The 16,777-nt window shown below is 33.2% G+C and carries 14 protein-coding genes; 2 read left to right on the forward strand and 12 right to left on the reverse strand.

The genetic code is table 11. The annotated features are described in order from the left end of the window. Positions 1–34: 34 nt before the first annotated feature. From METIG_RS06535 to METIG_RS06555, 5 genes are all read right to left on the reverse strand, one after another. Entirely contained in the window at positions 35–1,555 is a 1,521-nt protein-coding gene (locus METIG_RS06535; RefSeq protein ID WP_013799433.1) for a hypothetical protein, read from the reverse strand. Beyond that, positions 1,552–6,669, reverse strand: a complete 5,118-nt coding sequence (locus tag METIG_RS06540) for a choice-of-anchor U domain-containing protein (protein ID WP_048055565.1) — start codon at positions 6,667–6,669, stop codon at positions 1,552–1,554. Before METIG_RS06540 ends, METIG_RS06535 begins: the two co-directional genes overlap by 4 nt. Positions 6,670–6,709: 40 nt before the next feature. Continuing rightward, positions 6,710–7,867 (reverse strand): winged helix-turn-helix transcriptional regulator, encoded by a 1,158-nt coding sequence (locus tag METIG_RS06545; RefSeq protein WP_013799435.1) that lies wholly within the window; start codon positions 7,865–7,867, stop codon positions 6,710–6,712. Positions 7,868–8,152: 285 nt separating this feature from the next. Then, a complete protein-coding gene (locus tag METIG_RS06550) occupies positions 8,153–8,893 on the reverse strand; it encodes a hypothetical protein (protein ID WP_013799436.1) in 741 nt (246 codons plus the stop codon). Between the two features lie 142 nt (positions 8,894–9,035). Then, a complete protein-coding gene (locus METIG_RS06555) occupies positions 9,036–10,895 on the reverse strand; it encodes a hypothetical protein (protein ID WP_013799437.1) in 1,860 nt (619 codons plus the stop codon). 340 nt (positions 10,896–11,235) lie between these two features. Here METIG_RS06555 and METIG_RS09460 point away from each other — a divergent pair, with 340 nt between their 5' ends. Next, the gene (locus METIG_RS09460) at positions 11,236–11,391 is read left to right on the forward strand and encodes a hypothetical protein (protein WP_157209557.1); all 156 of its coding nucleotides are present in this window, start codon (positions 11,236–11,238) and stop codon (positions 11,389–11,391) included. A gap of 231 nt (positions 11,392–11,622) precedes the next feature. Here METIG_RS09460 and METIG_RS06560 read toward each other — a convergent pair whose 3' ends face one another. The 7 genes from METIG_RS06560 to METIG_RS06590 all read right to left on the reverse strand — a co-directional run bounded on the left by METIG_RS06560 (position 11,623) and on the right by METIG_RS06590 (position 15,078). Continuing rightward, the gene (locus METIG_RS06560; protein WP_013799438.1) at positions 11,623–11,913 is read right to left on the reverse strand and encodes a phosphoribosyl-ATP diphosphatase; all 291 of its coding nucleotides are present in this window, start codon (positions 11,911–11,913) and stop codon (positions 11,623–11,625) included. 21 nt (positions 11,914–11,934) lie between these two features. Continuing rightward, positions 11,935–12,354 carry a 6,7-dimethyl-8-ribityllumazine synthase gene (gene ribH / locus METIG_RS06565; RefSeq protein WP_013799439.1) on the reverse strand — a complete coding sequence of 140 codons (420 nt, stop codon included), beginning with the start codon at positions 12,352–12,354 and terminating at the stop codon, positions 11,935–11,937. A 221-nt stretch (positions 12,355–12,575) separates the two neighbouring features. Continuing rightward, positions 12,576–13,058, reverse strand: a complete 483-nt coding sequence (locus METIG_RS06570) for a gamma carbonic anhydrase family protein (RefSeq protein WP_013799440.1) — start codon at positions 13,056–13,058, stop codon at positions 12,576–12,578. A 4-nt stretch (positions 13,059–13,062) separates the two neighbouring features. Then, complete coding sequence (locus tag METIG_RS06575; RefSeq protein WP_013799441.1) at positions 13,063–13,329, reverse strand: hypothetical protein; 267 nt, start codon at positions 13,327–13,329, stop codon at positions 13,063–13,065. Positions 13,330–13,426: 97 nt separating this feature from the next. Beyond that, entirely contained in the window at positions 13,427–13,897 is a 471-nt protein-coding gene (locus METIG_RS06580; protein ID WP_013799442.1) for a helix-turn-helix domain-containing protein, read from the reverse strand. A gap of 118 nt (positions 13,898–14,015) precedes the next feature. Beyond that, positions 14,016–14,741 carry a KaiC domain-containing protein gene (locus METIG_RS06585; protein ID WP_013799443.1) on the reverse strand — a complete coding sequence of 242 codons (726 nt, stop codon included), beginning with the start codon at positions 14,739–14,741 and terminating at the stop codon, positions 14,016–14,018. Positions 14,742–14,874: 133 nt separating this feature from the next. Then, positions 14,875–15,078: a hypothetical protein gene (locus METIG_RS06590; protein WP_013799444.1), complete on the reverse strand. Its 204-nt coding sequence runs from the start codon at positions 15,076–15,078 to the stop codon at positions 14,875–14,877. A 333-nt stretch (positions 15,079–15,411) separates the two neighbouring features. On the opposite strand from METIG_RS06590, the gene METIG_RS06595 reads away from it, so the two are divergent. Beyond that, a complete protein-coding gene (locus METIG_RS06595) occupies positions 15,412–16,575 on the forward strand; it encodes a TIGR04013 family B12-binding domain/radical SAM domain-containing protein (protein ID WP_013799445.1) in 1,164 nt (387 codons plus the stop codon). Positions 16,576–16,777: the final 202 nt, after the last annotated feature.

Consider the following 16,777-nt stretch of genomic DNA (forward strand, 5'->3'; position numbering starts at 1 on the left):
CATCTTACCATATAAATAAATTTTTTAGTAACTTTTATAACATTTCAGGAATATAGACGGCATCTAATCCAAGACGCAGTGCAACTTTGTAAGCTTTAAAATCACTCAGGAAAACTCTTCCGTTGCACTTTATCGCTATGGCTATGGCTTCTGCAGATCGCAGAGGAATGTCGTAGTATTCGTGTATATCCCTTGCTAACTCGCTATCTGGAACGACAAAACTGACATTTCCTGGAAGTATTTTCCCCATATTACACTTAATTGGTACATATACCGTTCTACCAAATGTTGCTATTTCCTCTGGTCTGAATAATCCCCTATCAACAACATTTGGCCTACTGACAATGAGCGACAGTAAAAAGGTTGATAACGGTAGTGTTATCGTGAAAAATGTTGCAATAGCGGTACTTGTTTTTTTATCAAGTTTGACAGCATTTATTTTAACTCCTGTTACAGTTACCGTTTCTTTAACTTCAGGAGTTTTTACCGGAAATGTCCGTGTGGGAGATGTTTGTTCCGGTGTTGGTGTTGTTTCTGGAGTCGATGTTTGTGTAGGTTTCGATGGAGGCGTTGGTTTTACTGGTTGAGTTGGAGTTGATGTTGGCGTGGGTGTTGGCGTGGTTGGTGTGGGTGGTAAACTACCCCCTCCACCTCCATTACCCCCGCCAGTTGGCGGTTTTGGAATAATTTTATTCATAACGATTGCCTTTCCAAGGATGTATTTACTCCCAGGATTTGAAATATTTGATGGATAGGCTGGATTTATTGTTACGTTCCACACCGTAATATTTACAGCCTTACATGCTATGTAAAAGACCGGTACGCTTTGGGATTCCACAGAACTGCTCGTGTTCCATTCACCGTAAGGTTCAATGGCTGTAAAGTTGCTTGAAAGGTTGTATCTTTCTCCATCAACTTCGTACCAGGTTTTTATCCTCGCAAATATGGATCCGTTGTAGAGGTTTTTAACCTCAAACTTCGCATGCCATATTCCATTGTACTCCTTTTCTACGGAAACAGTAACCGGAGCTGTTATATTAACTCTTGCCGGAGATGTGAAGTTAAACGTTAGGTATGATTTACCAACTTCGAAGGGTAATGCAGGAGGTTTTATGTAAAGCAAACCGGTACTGTGTGGAGGTATTGAGAAGTTAGCCTTTATATCGTTACTATCTAAAGTTGCGTTGATGCAGTGATCACCGCACCTAATGCTTCCAGTTGTGTTAATTATGTTCAAATTAATGTTTAGGGGAAAGTTGTAGTCATTCTTTATCTTGTAGATAACCTCTTGCCCATTGAAATCTATGAAGATAGAAATATTAAATGGTTTGTGTGGAATTTTGAAAGTGTAGTTGCCAGAAGAGGGGATTTGGAGTGTGTCGCTGTAGAATATATTCACTCCGTATCTTTCGGTTACATTTGCCAAAACCCAGTCAGCGTAAACTGTTTGAGTTCCGTTGGGATAGAAAACCACAACCCTGTATTCCGTGAGCTCGCTAGCAGATGCTGGGAATGTGAGCGTAAAGAGAATTAGAAGGATTTTTATCGATTTCATTTTGGATCAACTCCTATTATGTAAGCTTCGCTCAATCGGAAGTCTTTTGTTACGTTGAAGTTCACATAAATGTGTTTGACCTCTTCATCTCCTATTTTATCGAAATACCACCAGTAGACGTTTCCTGAACTTCCGTTCGAGTCGTAATCTCCGCTCATACTTGATATTGTTGTGTTGTTCGGTTTCACCCAGTAAACTATTATATTGTGAGTTTCGTTGTAAGCTTTTACCGAGATTGTCACGTTGAAATGATCTCCCTGCCAGAATAAGGTTATACCAGCGGAGATGTTTATCTTTTTTATTAATTTATAATCTGGCCCAAATTCGGAAGTACTTCCGTTTAATGTTGCCGTTGCTGTTATCAAAGCACGATTTTCAACGCTCTTACCACTAACATTGATCCAGCCTTTAAAGTCCCCACTGCCATTAGCTGTTAAACTACCTAAGTAAATCCAGCCCTCACCATAGTGGTTGGATAAAACACTTCCATCTGATGATATATTATTCCCAACTAAATCATCACCTTCTGTAGGGTTCTTAACGAGATAAATATCCACAGTTGCATTTGCAAAGTTTGAACTACCTCCAATACTTTCATTCCCAATGAAGCCTTCAACATAGAGATAGGTTCCGTTAAATTCAGCGTAGGTTATTACTGGATAATCCATACCATAGTTTGGCTGATTTGCGTTAAGTTGTCCGTCATTAAGAGTTACGTTATCCCAGTTAAGATCAATGCCCAGATAAGAGTTGTTGTAAATCGAGTTTTTGGATATTTTGATTCTCACGGGACTTCCGCTGTAATCACTTACCACCACTCCTCCCGTAGTGTTGTAGATTATGTTGTACTCAACTGTCCCATCGTCACTGTCGTCATCAAAATAAACACCCGCTGAGGATGTGTTGGAGATGGTGTTACCCCTAACTATTATCCCATTAGCATTGTACCTGATTTCAACGCCTTTTCCAGCACTTCTTGGGTTGGTGCCAGCCCCCATGTAGACGTTGTATATCAGGTTTTCTTCGACTGTGACGTTGTCAGCGTACACTGAGATTGCGTCTGGATACTTGTAGTTCGAGTCTTTACCTGCGTCAAAAACTTCGTTCCACCTGATTACTGTTTTCAAGGGTTCATCTCCGGTAGTTTTTGAAAGTCCAACACTTATACCGTAATCCTCGCAGTAGCCCACGTAGTTCTTCTGAATCGTCCCCCCGACGCTGGGGTAGGAATAATCGTAAACTTTTATCCCATCTCCCTTTATCCTGTCCGCCGCGTCTGGATATGTTCCGTCTGCTCTCATGCCTATTATGTTCTCCTCAATCAGAAAGTTGTCGCTACCTCCATTAACCCTGATTCCATCGTCCCCAGAACCTATGATAGCAATTTTCCTTATAGTTACGTTCGCTGGCGTTTCAGTACTACTCCCAATGTAGAAGATATATGACTCGCCGTTTCCGTCGATTTCAAACTCAGGTTTATCAAACCTCGGTAAAACCGCCTCGTCGCCCGTATTCGGAATGCCATCCGGTCCGGTTCCAACAGTTCCACCTGTTCCCACCTTTCCAGGGTTGTCGTCTCTAACCGTCATGTTCGGATAGTAAGCAGTCCCGTCTATGGTGGTGTTGTCGTCCAAGATATTTGGAAGTTCCCCAATGGTTGAGTTAACCACGAGTTTCCACCACTCTCCAGTTCCATCATTCTCGTTTGGACTCACCATTGGGATGAAGTACATATGGTCGGCACCTTTGATCGCATTTGCATTAAGTATGAACTGCCTGAGCGTCCCCTGGGCGTACCTGTTTGATGACGTATCGTCGTCTGCATCTTTTACGTTCACGATAACATCGAAGTTGAATCCGAAGATTATATTCTCGCCTTTGTATTTCGAGCAGTTAATCTTCACGTAGTGCTCGTAAACTCCGGCACTCCAGTCATCACTTTTTGTTGCATTCCTACCTCCAAAGAATGGGATTATCTGGGAGTAGTTGGATTCGTTTGTTTGGTATGTCTCTTCAGCCCAGATGTCGCTGGTTGTATAGCCTGAATTTAGCCCTCTCGTGGTGTTTATGCTTGAAGAATTAACCGCAACGAAATAAATTGCCGAAGTATCGGTTATCGTGAAGTTGTAATAACCACTTGAATTTGTTTTCGTTGTCGTAACAAGCGTATCGTTCGTATCAAGTTTTCCTATTATTCCGGCTATGGTGTTGTCCTTGAACAATGCTACGGTAACATTGGGAATTGGTTTATCCTGCGAATCGTAAGCTCCTAAGATTCCAAAATCCTCATATATGTATCCTTCAATTGCCGTATTGCCCAGTACTGTAATGTATGTTGTGTTGCTGGCTTTGACAAAATCGTTGGATGCATTGATCTTCACCTCATACAATCCTGAATCGCTGGCTGTTACCGTGAAATTGATTGCTACAATCTCGTTCGGCAGTATGTAGCTTACAGTTTTCGAAGTCTCTCCCGTCAAGCCGGATGGTAGGTTTATTGTTACGTTTATGTTTTCTAAATCAAAATCTCCAATGTTTTTCACATAAACCGTGATGTTGAAAGTATCCCCAACGCTAACGGTTTTGTTGTATGAGTAAATTGTGACATTCAGTTCATTTTCATCACTTGCCATGAATATGGGTTTGTTTGATGCGATTCTGTAGAGGTTTCTATTGCTAAATGTAGTTGATCCGATAGAATCATCAAATGATATGTCTGTCTCTTCAACCACTATTTTATACAATCCGGCTACATCTGACGTTACTGTTATTACATCCCAAGTGTTATTTCCTGTTAGATGAAATACACCGTACTGCGTTCCGTTTGGATAGTAAACCGTAACATTTAGATTATCGCTATCGTATATTGCAACTTCAAAACTTCCGTTTGAAAGCACGTAGTAGGATTCACTCTGCAGTGTATTTGAGTTATAACCTAACATGTAAATAAATGGTGTCGTGGTGAAATTTTCTCCGTTTATTTCAACACTTTCGTTCCACGATAACAACTCGTTCGTTACGTTCAGTCCATAATAGTCTCCATACTTATAGGTAGAGGTTCTATACAACTCGAATTTCCACCATCCGTATTGTCCGTTTGTGTTGATTGTAAATGTTGCCCATTCTCCAAAGTTATTACTTGTATCGTTTACGTCATAGAATTCGCCATAGAATGTTCCATTGGGATAGTAAACTTTTAACCTCACGCTGTCCATGTCTTCAACCGAAATGTTAAACGACGATTTTCCGTAGGGAACTAACGTTTTATACCAGTGGTGGAGAACAGGATTTGCCGTCACACCGATAGTTGCTATATTCGGCTTGGTAAAACCAACCCATCCAACACCACCGTCATCCACTATAACTCCATTGGTTTTTCCATCATCATCCCCAAGAGATCCATCTTTAAGTGTGAATGTAATTGTAGTTCCATTTCTCATCACAGGTATATTGTACCATTTCAATGTATTTGGATTGAATTTATAATAATAAACTATTCCTCCATCCCCTACTGAAAGTTTTGGGTAAGTTATATTAACCTTGACTTTAGACCCGTTTGGAATATCAGTAATTTTAAATTTAATTAAATTATATGGTAAGTTAACATTGCTTTTAATAGGGATATTGTCTGTATCAACAAAATACAAATAATCAAATTTTCCTTTGTCAATTTTTATAGTAATGTTATATGATTCATTTCTTTTTAAATCATGCACATGTAAAATTCCAGTTTTATTATTATCCATAAATTCTGTTTTTACATTAAATTTTGGAATATAAAACTTAAATGAGCCTGTAATTTTTCCACTTTCTTTTTTATGTTTATTAGTTTTCTTATCTTTTAAAGACATAACAACATATTTTCTATTTTTTTTATGACTATCAATCCCCTCATCTTTTAAGAATATAACAACATGCTTTCTATCCTTTAAAATTGTGTAATTTATTGGAGTTAATTTTCCATTAACATTTGCCCAATAATATATATGCATACCACTTGGAACTTCAAAAGGTAATTCAATAGTTAAATTAACAATGCGGCTCCCTGAAAAATTATCAATTTCTAAAAAAACACTATTGTTATTAATATCAATGTCGAATTTTTTAAATTTTCCTCGATTTATATAAAAGTTGAATGGCAGATTATTATAAATAATTGTTTTTTTATCAGAATAATTATTATACGGCAAATATATCGTTTTATTTAATGTCTCGTTATTGAATTTTGAATAAAGAACAATCGTGGAGTTTAGCAATAATGGATATACAATATATTCCGAATTATTTAATTTTTTTATGGATATATTTACTTTTTTATTCAATATTGTTGCTGTGAGCTCACCATTTGTAAATACTTTTAACTTGTAATTTTCAATAGATACATTTAAATAGTGTTCTTCCTTTGGTTTGGTGTAATTTAAGAATATTGTTTTATTCAGTGTTTCATTGTCAAATTTAGAGTAAATTATAACTGTATTGTTCAATATTAATGGATAAACTCGATATAAGTCATGTCCAATTTTTGCTACCTTTGCTGATATATTCATAGAATCATATACAATCTGTAATTTTCCATTGGTTTTTATTATTAATGAATTATTTTCATATTTTGTAATTAAATATGGTTTATCAGTTCTTGTGATGGTAGTATGATTTAAACTACAATTTAAGAATATGGTTCTATTAAGTATTTTATTTCCATCATATTTAGAGCAAATAGTTATTGGAACATTTAATACCACAGGATGCACCACATATTCATCATTACCAATTTTAATAAATTCCAAAGAAATATTATTCGTTATAGATTGATTGGACGAAGATATGTATCCAAAAGGTTCTCCATCTGTTTTTATTATTATTTTATAACCTTCAATTTTAATATCTAAATAATTATTATTTGTTAAGTTTGTATTTTTAGTTTTGATGGAATTATTTGTATTATTTAGGCTTTCCAAGTTGTTGATGTGTGGGTCTGTTTGGTTATCTATTATAGTTCCATTTGATTGGGTTGTGGCATTTGTGCAATTTGCTCCACTACCAACAACAGAGTTTAAAAGTATTATTCCAAAAATAGTAATTGCCAATATTTTTAATATTTTCAAGTTAATCATATATACAACACCCATCTTATGGCTACTATCCATTATATTTCTACAATTTGGAGTTTACAGTGTATATTATCTTATTGCCTTCCTCATAACTATCCACAATTCCCAATTCCTCCATTTTTCTTAAATTATATCTCACAGTTTCAACTGGTATATCTAAATCTCTGGATATTTTTCGTAAATGAGCAGGATTTTTTAATAAATATTCATAAATCTTTTTTGAAAGTTTATTATTTAAATATATAAGTTGCAAATCTCTAACATCCATGCCTTTTGGATAATATATACGCTTATTTCCCACTTTCTTACTTCGAATTAAGTTTGCTTTTTCAAGTATTCTTAAATGCCATATAATTGTGCTTACACTTTTGTTTAAATTTTTTGCTATCTCCCTTAAATGTACTCCTGGATTGTTTACTATATAGTTATAGATTTCTTTTCTAGTATCATTTAAAAGAACTTTTTCTTTATTATTAATAGATACCCTTCCAGTAATAATTATTAAATAAGCTCCGGATTTTAATATAATTTCTTTAATTCTTTGGGATGTAATGCTTAAATAAGATATTATTCCAAGGAATAAGGTACCAAATATTAATCCATAAGGAATATTTACAATATTTTTAGCATTTTTAATCATAAAAATATATATTAAATTATACAAAACTTCTTTATTTGGTTTAAAACCGCAATATATTTTATTATTTAATTTAATACATGCCGGAGAACCATCACTATATACTGCAATAATTTCTCCTTTTTTTGGGAGTTTATACTTTGCAATCACAACTGATGATTTATAATTTAATGGATCAATTTTCCAGTTTATCAAAGTTGCTGTTTCCCTATTTAAATTAGTTGAACCATTTATTGGAATAAAAAGTATGGCATTTTTATTTGTTTCAACTGTTCTATTTGATATTAAAACATCATAATCATCTTTATCCAATATAAATCCCATATCATTTAATAAAGATCTATTTACTCCAATAACATTGATTTTTACGGGAGCTATATAATAATCTTTTGGAGTATTTACATAAAATATTGGATTATGTTCTTTATCATATTCTAAAAATAATGTAGTGTTATAACTCATTTTTGTTATTTCACGGATGTCATAGAATTTATCAATTCCATAGATGCTCATTATATTGCTCAATAACAATATTAAATATATAAATATAATTATTAATTTCATAACTGACTCCCTACATCTTCGCTGAATTAATTTAAAATAAAGCTAAATAATTTTAAAATAAATATGCTATAGACATATTAATAATTAAAAATCTCAAAAATAACATTACACATTTCCATATATTAATTTTATAGAACATTTTTCGGACATTTTTCTTATTATTTTAATGAAATAAAAAAATAAAATTGATAAAAAATAAATATAATAATATTTTAAGAATATTTAAGTTATAAAATTGTTCTTTTATATTTCCTTATAATCATTCCCATCTACTTCTTTATTTTCTTACTTATCGCCTTTCTTACTACCGCCCATTCCTTTTATTTCGTAGTATGCAAATATTAAAACCAATATCGTCAAGATTGTTAGCCAGAATAATACATATCCATATGTTGGGAGCTCAGGGAACGGCAATATTGAAAATTCTGCATTTATCATAAATAATGTATTTTTTGGAATATGCATATTTTTATCGGCTGGGTTTTGATAAGTTTTATATTCACTCGATTTAAAATTAATATTAAAATTATCAATCTCCATATCACATCCAACAGGAATAGATACTGTTTTAAATAACAATCCATTATCAACAATATCCTCTGCATCATATTCAATAACTAAGGTTATATTGCCCTTTGGGTCGATTGGTTCCCAGATTTCATAATAAATAACCGTATAATTATCAAAATATTTTACCTTAGTATCCATATCTGTTTTAGTTCCACCATAATAATAATATCCTTTCAAATTTTTAACTTTAATTGGTTCTTTTGATTCTGTAAATGGAATTGGGATTATCCACAATTTTTTTGGGGTCTGTTTTTGAAGTCTAAGTTCTCCAATACCTAAAACTAATGGATATTTGACAAGATTTTGAATTGTTATGGTATTAACTACATGCGACGGATTTGAATCTACATTAACAGACATGTTGTAATATGAAATTTTTGTTACATCTGCATATGCTGATTGTGAAACGCCTATTGATAATAACAACAGGATGAGTAAATACTTTATTTTTATCATGGTATCACATATATTATGATATAATACAAGCTTATAATTTCTTTATTTAATAAAAATGTATATTAAAGTTATTGTCAATAAAATCGGTAATATCACCCAATGTTAAAATTCAATTTAAAAAAGAAGAAAAAATATTGGTTAATTAATTATTTTTATATTTTCCTTTGGTTTTTCTTCTCAATATAGCCCCAATTCCTATCATACCACTTGCAAGAGCCAACAATGACTCAAAGTTGTTAGATACAGCCCCTCCTGCTAATACAGTTTTTGGAGAGGTTGATGGTGCCAATGAATGCTTAGGGTCAATACCGACCAAGAATGCATCTGTTGGTTTGAATTCCCCAGTTCCGTTAAGTGTGTAGTGAATTACTACGGTTTGGTTATTATTTATTTCAGTGGCATCATTGTAATCTCCGTCCCCATCTGCATTTGGATATATGCTATTTAATGCCCACCAATAACTTAGTGAGTAATCTCCTGATAATGTTTTATTTCCTGTATAATTATTATTAGGATCACCATCTGCATGCTGAGCAAGCATCTCTGATCTATTTACCCACATGTTGCTAACATTGAAGTTATTAGGTATTAAATCGTAGACATATACATAAGGTGATTTTTCAGAACCTATGTTTTCCACTACAAGATATACATCATAGGTTCCATCTGAATTTGGAATTATATGCTTGGTTACTTTGATTAAGTAGCTTCCTACAACATATATTTCTTCTATAACAATGTAGGAGCTTCCATATTCTGAATCATAGGCATGAACTGTTCTATTTAATAATGTAATGTTATCTTCTGCGACTGTAAAGGTACAGTTTGCCCATACAACAGGCACATCATCAAATGTGAAGTTGTATGTACCAGTGCTCCAAGATTCTCCTGGATTAATAAGTGTATATGGTGTGAATGAATGACTACTTCCAGGAATCAACAGAGAGCTGTTGAATGGATTTACATTTGTAGGGTCACTTCCATTTATTGCCCATAAATTCATTCTTGTTACATTGAATGCATAACTACTTGCTGTGTTTTCTATTGTTGCATTTTCATACCATATATTATATTTACCAGTAGTGGTATTTTTATAAGGACCATCTTTAACTGCGTTGATTCTTCCCATACCTGTTGCATAAATACCACATATTTTGCTTCCACTTACAGTTCCATCGTAGCTAAATGTAATCACTGCGAAACCATATTTCAATTTTATTGGGGATCTATTTTGGTAGGTGTTGATCCCTGTTACATTAAATTCAATTGTTCCATTTTGTGCATTGTTTAATATTACCCCTGTCCAGTTCAATGAATCATTTGCAGCCCCTGTGAAGTATGGGCCATCCCAGAGTGTTGTAGTACCTTGAGTAGATGAAACTCCGGATATATTTAATTTAGTCCAGTATTCACTTCCATAGTTATTAGAATCATTGCTTAAATATTTGGTCATATTTACATAAACTACGGTATTTGGATCTGGTAGGGCTGATGTATTCCTACTTATGTTTATATATACAGTCCAATTTGATTCCTTCCCTGCTGGAATCTTATCTGCACTGTACGCCTCATCTACAAGTATTGGCACTCCAAATTTAGATGTGTTGATACCAAATGAATACTGCACATATGAATTGGGTAGTAGGATTGGTATGTGTATGTACAAATCTGCACTACCTAACCCAGTATATGCTGGCGCTGAGCTCTCAATGAATACACCTTTTGGTGTTCCATTATAAACGAGTGTTAATCCTGTAATGTTATTGCTTATATTTACTGCAACCCATACATCGTATAAAGTATCGTTAATATCCGTTGCTGTGTTGTTGATGGTTATATACCCTGTTATATTGTTAATAGAGTAGATTGTTGAGCCATCTCCACTAACATATGCAGATACATTATATTTTTCTGTGTAATCTACATATAGGGGATTTGCAGAAACAACAGCTATCATCCCGAATACAATCAATAGTCCAAGACCTATTAGCATTTTTTTCATGATTATCCCTCATATATTTATGTTTATGAATATATTATTAATTATAATCCACATATCTGTGGAACATTTAGCACTCCATAAAAATAGATATTTACAATATATAGAATAATAAATTATTTTACCTTACGGAATTTATGGTATAATTACAGATGCTACATTATAGATACAAATGTTTTAATTATATATATATATATTTTATCGAACATTTTTAGACAAAAACTATAAAAAGAGGGTGGTGCATAATTAAAAAATTTAAATATGGTGAGTCAAAAATAGAATACAAAAAGTGATAAAAATCGAATGGTGAATACCCATAGACGCCGTTAAGATAGTTATAACTTTGATAGATAAATACCTTACTGATAAAATCGAACAACCAAAACGTAGGGGACTTAAGGATTATGATTTAGTTTTGGAGTTAAGGTTGCTGGTTTATGGGGTTAAAAGGATTGTATTATACGAGAGAATTGGTGAGATATTTAAAGAAGTATTATAAAAAACCAGATTATGAATAGATTCTGGACAAATGTAAAAGATTTTAAGAAAAAATACGTTTTCTGTATGTTATCGGTTGTAACCGCACAGATATTTAGCTTTACAACCTAAAAACATAATGGTTACCCATTAATGAGGATTAAAGATGTTAGGGCATAAATTTAGATGTATCAATTATGCACCACCCTCTCTAAATAATCTTCAATAAATAAAAATAAAGTTGTCATCGCTATTATTTCTTCCTTCTTTCAAATTCTGCCATTAATTCATCATATTCAATACCCAAATAAGCAAGTAAAACCATAATGTGAAATATCAAATCGGCACTCTCGTAAATTACCTCATCTTTATTGTTGTCCTTTGCAGCCAATATTAACTCTGTTGCCTCCTCTCCTATCTTCTCACATATTTTGTTTATTGCCTTCTTTTTATCATCAGTTGTTAATTTTGCTACATAAGAACCTTCTGGCTTCTCTTTTATTCTCTGCTGAATTATTGCATATACCTCCCTTAAAACATCCATTCACATCAACCTTATTGTTTTTTATTGCTCATCTAATGCCTTTAACCTCTTAACCATCTTCACAGCCGCTTCAACTGCTCTCTTACCATAATCTATTCTATCCTCTGCCTGCAATCTTGTCATTCCTGGCCCAGATATTCCAAGTGTAACTGGTTTATTGTATTCTAACGCTAAATCCGCTATCTTCCTTGCCGCATTGTGGACAACAATTTCATCATGCTCTGTCTCTCCTTCAATAACACATCCAAGTGTAACAACAGCATCTACATCTTCCTTTTCCAATAATCTTTTAACTGCAAGGGGCATGTCAAATGTCCCTGGAACAACAATCTTGTATTTTACCTTTGCCCCCAAAAACTCTGCATGCTCCTCTGCAACCTTCTCCATCATGTATGTTATCTCTCTATTAAATTCAGCGATTACAAAAGCAAGATTTACCATTAATCTCACCTTAATGTTTTTTTGTGATAATTTTTTGTTTGATTGCATTTATAATTCTCTTTTAGTAAAAGGTTGATCAATTAGATGAAATCCTTTGGGTTTCATTGCCCAAACCTTCAGTTTGGAACGAATGCGTTGATTCGTTTCACTCAACAACGCCTCTTAGATTTTATTTAAATTTAATTTTAAATTTTATTTAACGTAGATACTTTTCAGATAAACTATATAATTTTTTCTTTTATTAGGATTTTCTTTGCTAAATCAATATATCTCAATGCATTCTCTTTAATGGATTTTATTTCCTCCTCACTCAACTCTCTAACAACCTTTCCAGGAACTCCTAAAACCAAACTATTTGGTGGAATTTCTTTGTTTTGAGTAACTAAAGCATTGGCTCCAATAATGCAATTGTCCCCAATCTTTGCACCATTTAAAATTGTTGTGTTCATTCCAACTAAGACGTTATTTCCTATTTTGCATCCATGTAACACTGCTCCGTGCCCTATTGATACATACTCGCCAATTATTGTCGGATATCCCTTTGAAACATGAATCACACAATTATCTTGGACATTTGAACCTCTCCCAACAATAATTTTATCCAAATCCCCCCTCAATACTGCATTATACCATACACTAACATCCTCTTTAAGTTCAACGTCCCCAACAATGGTTGCATTTTTTGCAATCCACACATTTTTCATCATGTTATTCCTCCTCGTAAATTGCCTCTTCAATATTGACAATATGCTCAGATATATCAACATAGTTCTTATTTGACTTTAGACCATCTATCAGTGTTTCATATGCTTTCATCATCTTCTCCTCATCTTCAAAATATAACAACAAAATCCTCTTAACACCATTTTCAAAGGGCGTCTCTCCTATAGCAATGCATGAACTCTCAAAATCACACCAAAACTCCCCCATCAAATTCAAATTAATAATGTGGTTATCACCAATTTTTACCCACATTTTAGACACCCCAACAACACTTAACTAAAAAATAAAAGAGCAAAAATATAATTTATTTAGATAAACTAAAAATACAAAAAATAAGATCAAAATTACTTTACAGCTCATCCAACAACTTTTTGAGTGTATCTTTAACTTTGCCTAAGTTCTCTTCCAGGGTTTTTTTCTGTTCTTCAAGTTCTTTAACTTCCTCTTCCAACTTTTTAATTTTCTCTTCGGCAGATATTAATTCTACTTGTGCCTCTAAATCACCCAACTTTAACTCTCCTTTTTTCAAGAGCTCGTATGTTTCTTTTACAAATTCTCCAGCTTTAGTTTCTCCTTTTAAGTGTTTTCTTATAGTTTGCTCTGTTCTTCCAAGTTCTTCTGCTATTTCACTAACTGTCATCCCTGCCTTTTCTCTTGCCAATGCTCCAGATGCTACTGCCAATGAATCTACCCATGTTAATTTCTCAACTGGGTCTTTAATAATTTCTAAAACCTTTGGTTGGAGTAATGTTCCAAGTAACAACATGGTTTCTAATTGGTGTATTTCTCTTCTACTTTTTGGTACTATTGGTACTTCCATGAAAATCCCCCCAACTTTTTACTTATCCCATTTTTGTTTTTCATATTCTATTTTTTATTTGGTAGTTATTTAATAATGTTTTTGTTTAATTCTTTAAGTTTTTTATTATTTTTGAAATTTACATTTTCAAGACCTTATCTGAATGGACGATAATTCCCTTATTGGTTATTTCAAATGGGTGTCTTCTCATAGAGTGGGATGTCCCCCTCATTTTCCAAACAATTAAACTCCTCTTCAACTCCCCATCAATTTCATCCAAATCCAACTTTATAATACCATCAACTGCATGCTCTACTCCAGGACCTCCAAACCCCCTCTCCCCAACGGAAATTTGAGATACAAACAACGCCGTGCATCCCAAACCAGCAAGCACCTTTTTTAATAAGAATACGGTTTTTCTTGCCATCATCGGCTTGTTTAAATATAAGGTAGTTACAGAGTCAATTCCAACCCTCTTAGCCCCAATTTCCTCTATCGCTTCTTTCATAACATCTATCAGTTCCATTTCATCATTTGGGTCTCTAACGATGTATTTTTCTCTCTTTGCCGCACTGCCTATTCCAGATGTGAAGGCATCCACTATGGCAAATTTCCCTTCCTTTTCATGTTTTCTTACATCCCAACCAAACTGCTCCATGTTTATTCTAATTTGGACGGGGTGTTCCTCTAATGCAATTAAAATTCCTGGTTCATCATATTCCTCAATACCTTTAAACAAAAATTGCTGACAAAAAATACTCTTTCCAGTCCCTGGTCCCCCCGAAAGAAGGACTACATTTCTTTCTGGGATTCCACCATGTAATATTTCATCCATTCCAGGAATACCTGTTTTTACTCTATGCATAGTATCACCCTTAATAATTAATACAATAACAAAACAATAATATTACAAAGCAGTGAGTGTCAGTATTCTTCCCTATAAAATGATTCCCACTTCTTCTCATAATCACCCATAAATATCAATGTCTTCTCAATCTCTAATGCACAAACTTTTTTAGATCTATAATTGCGAATTTCTTTTGTTCATGATTATACAATATTGCCCCATTTGCCCTACCTGTATCGAGATATCTCAAATACTTTTCTTTTAATTTAGCAACTACATCAAAATCAAAATCCCTTTCTAAGACAACTCCTGGATAATATACTTTAACATGTAGTGTAGCAGATTTCTTCGCCATAAAACACCCCCTAAAATTTAAAGGAATCAAAGTTTCTATTGTATATATTTAGGTTTTGGTTATTATTAAATCTTGTGATTTATATTTGTTTGCGTAGTGGATGTAAGCAGGCCATAAAATTTTAATAAATTGCTAAAAACCATACATTTCAAAATACAAAAATAAATATTAGCTGTCCCTAAATTGAAATAACGCTTTATATAGTCAGTGACAAAACTTTCTGAATTAAATAAGGAATATTTGACTACCTTCCTAATGGAAGGTAGTCATTTTTACCTTATTAATTTTATTACCTTTTGTCACTGACTATAATTTCAATAAAATTTCTTGGAGGTGTGTCCAATATCTAACGCAAACGACCACAATTTGAATATTGGATTTAGATTAACTTCAAAAAATAGATACAGTGTCTCAAAGCTCTACCCATTAATTGGTGGGAAATTATTCAAGGACTTTAACAAACTAATTAGTAATATTGAAGATTTGGATATTTTAATATATTCGTTCATGACCATGCAGAGAGATAATGTATTGGAGGAAATAAATAAAATAATTCAGATAAAAAAAGAAAAAGAATTAGAAAAGCCAATTTTAATTGCGGGTGGTCCTCATCCATCTGGAAATCCAAAAGATGCCATAAATATGGGATTTGATTATGTAATTGTCGGAGAAGGAGAGATAACACTACCAAAATTAATAAACAAACTAAAAAAAGAAAAAATTGAAGAAAGGATTATTATTGGAGAGAGAGTTAAGAATTTGGATGAATATAATGAAATTTATCCAATGACACCAATTGAGATAACAAGAGGCTGCCCCTTCAACTGCAGATTTTGTCAAACTCCTCAAATTTTTGGTAAAGAAGTTAGGCATAGGAGTATAGAGAATATTGTAAAGCTTGTTAAAAATATGGGAGATTTGAGGTTTATAACACCAAATGCATTTTGTTATGGTTCAAAAGATGGATTAAAACCAAATATTGAAAAATTAGAGAGGTTGTTGAGAGAATTAAGTAAAGTTAAAGGAAGATTATTTTTCGGTACATTTCCATCAGAAGTCAGGCCCGAATTCATTAAAAAAGAGACTATTGAACTTGTAGTTGAGTATTGCGATAACAAATACCTCCATTTTGGGGCTCAAAGTGGTAGTGATGAAATGCTTAGATATATAAGGAGAGGACACACGGTCGATGATGTTTTAAATGCTATTGATCTATGCGTTGAATACGGCTTAATCCCAAAGGTTGATTTTATCTTTGGATTTCCAAATGAGAACGAACACCACAGAAAAGAGAGCATAGAACTAATAAAATACATCATAAAGAAGAATGGAAAGGTTCATGCCCACTACTTTATGCCGTTGCCTGGGACTTACTTTGAGAATTCTTCCCCAACACCATTGGATAAAGAAACACTAAAGATCTTAGGAAAATTGGCACAAAAAGGATTAATTAGCGGTTCTTGGGGATACCAATATATGAAAAACGTTAATCCTTAAGTTTATAGTCCATAATGAAACTTTTTAAAGATAAATTTGATATGCATCAATATTTAAAATACACCACCGATAAACTCTAAAAGATTTATGTCTTATTATGGCAAAATTTCTTGGATTTTGCCAAAGATTTTTTTTCAAATAAAACAGATTATATTTTGTATTTTTTTGTGTTGTTCATTATTGAATAGTGCAGAAGTTGTGG

Origin of the sequence: Methanotorris igneus Kol 5 (genome assembly GCF_000214415.1) — an archaeon.
Lineage (GTDB): Archaea > AGJL01 > Methanococci > Methanococcales > Methanococcaceae > Methanotorris > Methanotorris igneus.

Bases quoted from the DNA above. Each gene is read 5' to 3' on its own strand.
- METIG_RS06550 (WP_013799436.1), bottom strand. From the start codon at position 8,893: ATGATAAAAATAAAGTATTTACTCATCCTGTTGTTATTATCAATAGGC.
- METIG_RS06560 (WP_013799438.1), bottom strand. From the start codon at position 11,913: ATGGATGTTTTAAGGGAGGTATATGCAATAATTCAGCAGAGAATAAAA.
- METIG_RS06540 (WP_048055565.1), bottom strand. From the start codon at position 6,669: ATGATTAACTTGAAAATATTAAAAATATTGGCAATTACTATTTTTGGA.
- METIG_RS06590 (WP_013799444.1), bottom strand. From the start codon at position 15,078: ATGGCGAAGAAATCTGCTACACTACATGTTAAAGTATATTATCCAGGA.
- METIG_RS06585 (WP_013799443.1), bottom strand. From the start codon at position 14,741: ATGCATAGAGTAAAAACAGGTATTCCTGGAATGGATGAAATATTACAT.
- METIG_RS06580 (WP_013799442.1), bottom strand. From the start codon at position 13,897: ATGGAAGTACCAATAGTACCAAAAAGTAGAAGAGAAATACACCAATTA.
- METIG_RS06545 (WP_013799435.1), bottom strand. From the start codon at position 7,867: ATGAAATTAATAATTATATTTATATATTTAATATTGTTATTGAGCAAT.
- METIG_RS06570 (WP_013799440.1), bottom strand. From the start codon at position 13,058: ATGAAAAATGTGTGGATTGCAAAAAATGCAACCATTGTTGGGGACGTT.
- METIG_RS06535 (WP_013799433.1), bottom strand. From the start codon at position 1,555: ATGAAATCGATAAAAATCCTTCTAATTCTCTTTACGCTCACATTCCCA.
- METIG_RS06555 (WP_013799437.1), bottom strand. From the start codon at position 10,895: ATGAAAAAAATGCTAATAGGTCTTGGACTATTGATTGTATTCGGGATG.
- ribH (WP_013799439.1), bottom strand. From the start codon at position 12,354: ATGGTAAATCTTGCTTTTGTAATCGCTGAATTTAATAGAGAGATAACA.
- METIG_RS06575 (WP_013799441.1), bottom strand. From the start codon at position 13,329: ATGTGGGTAAAAATTGGTGATAACCACATTATTAATTTGAATTTGATG.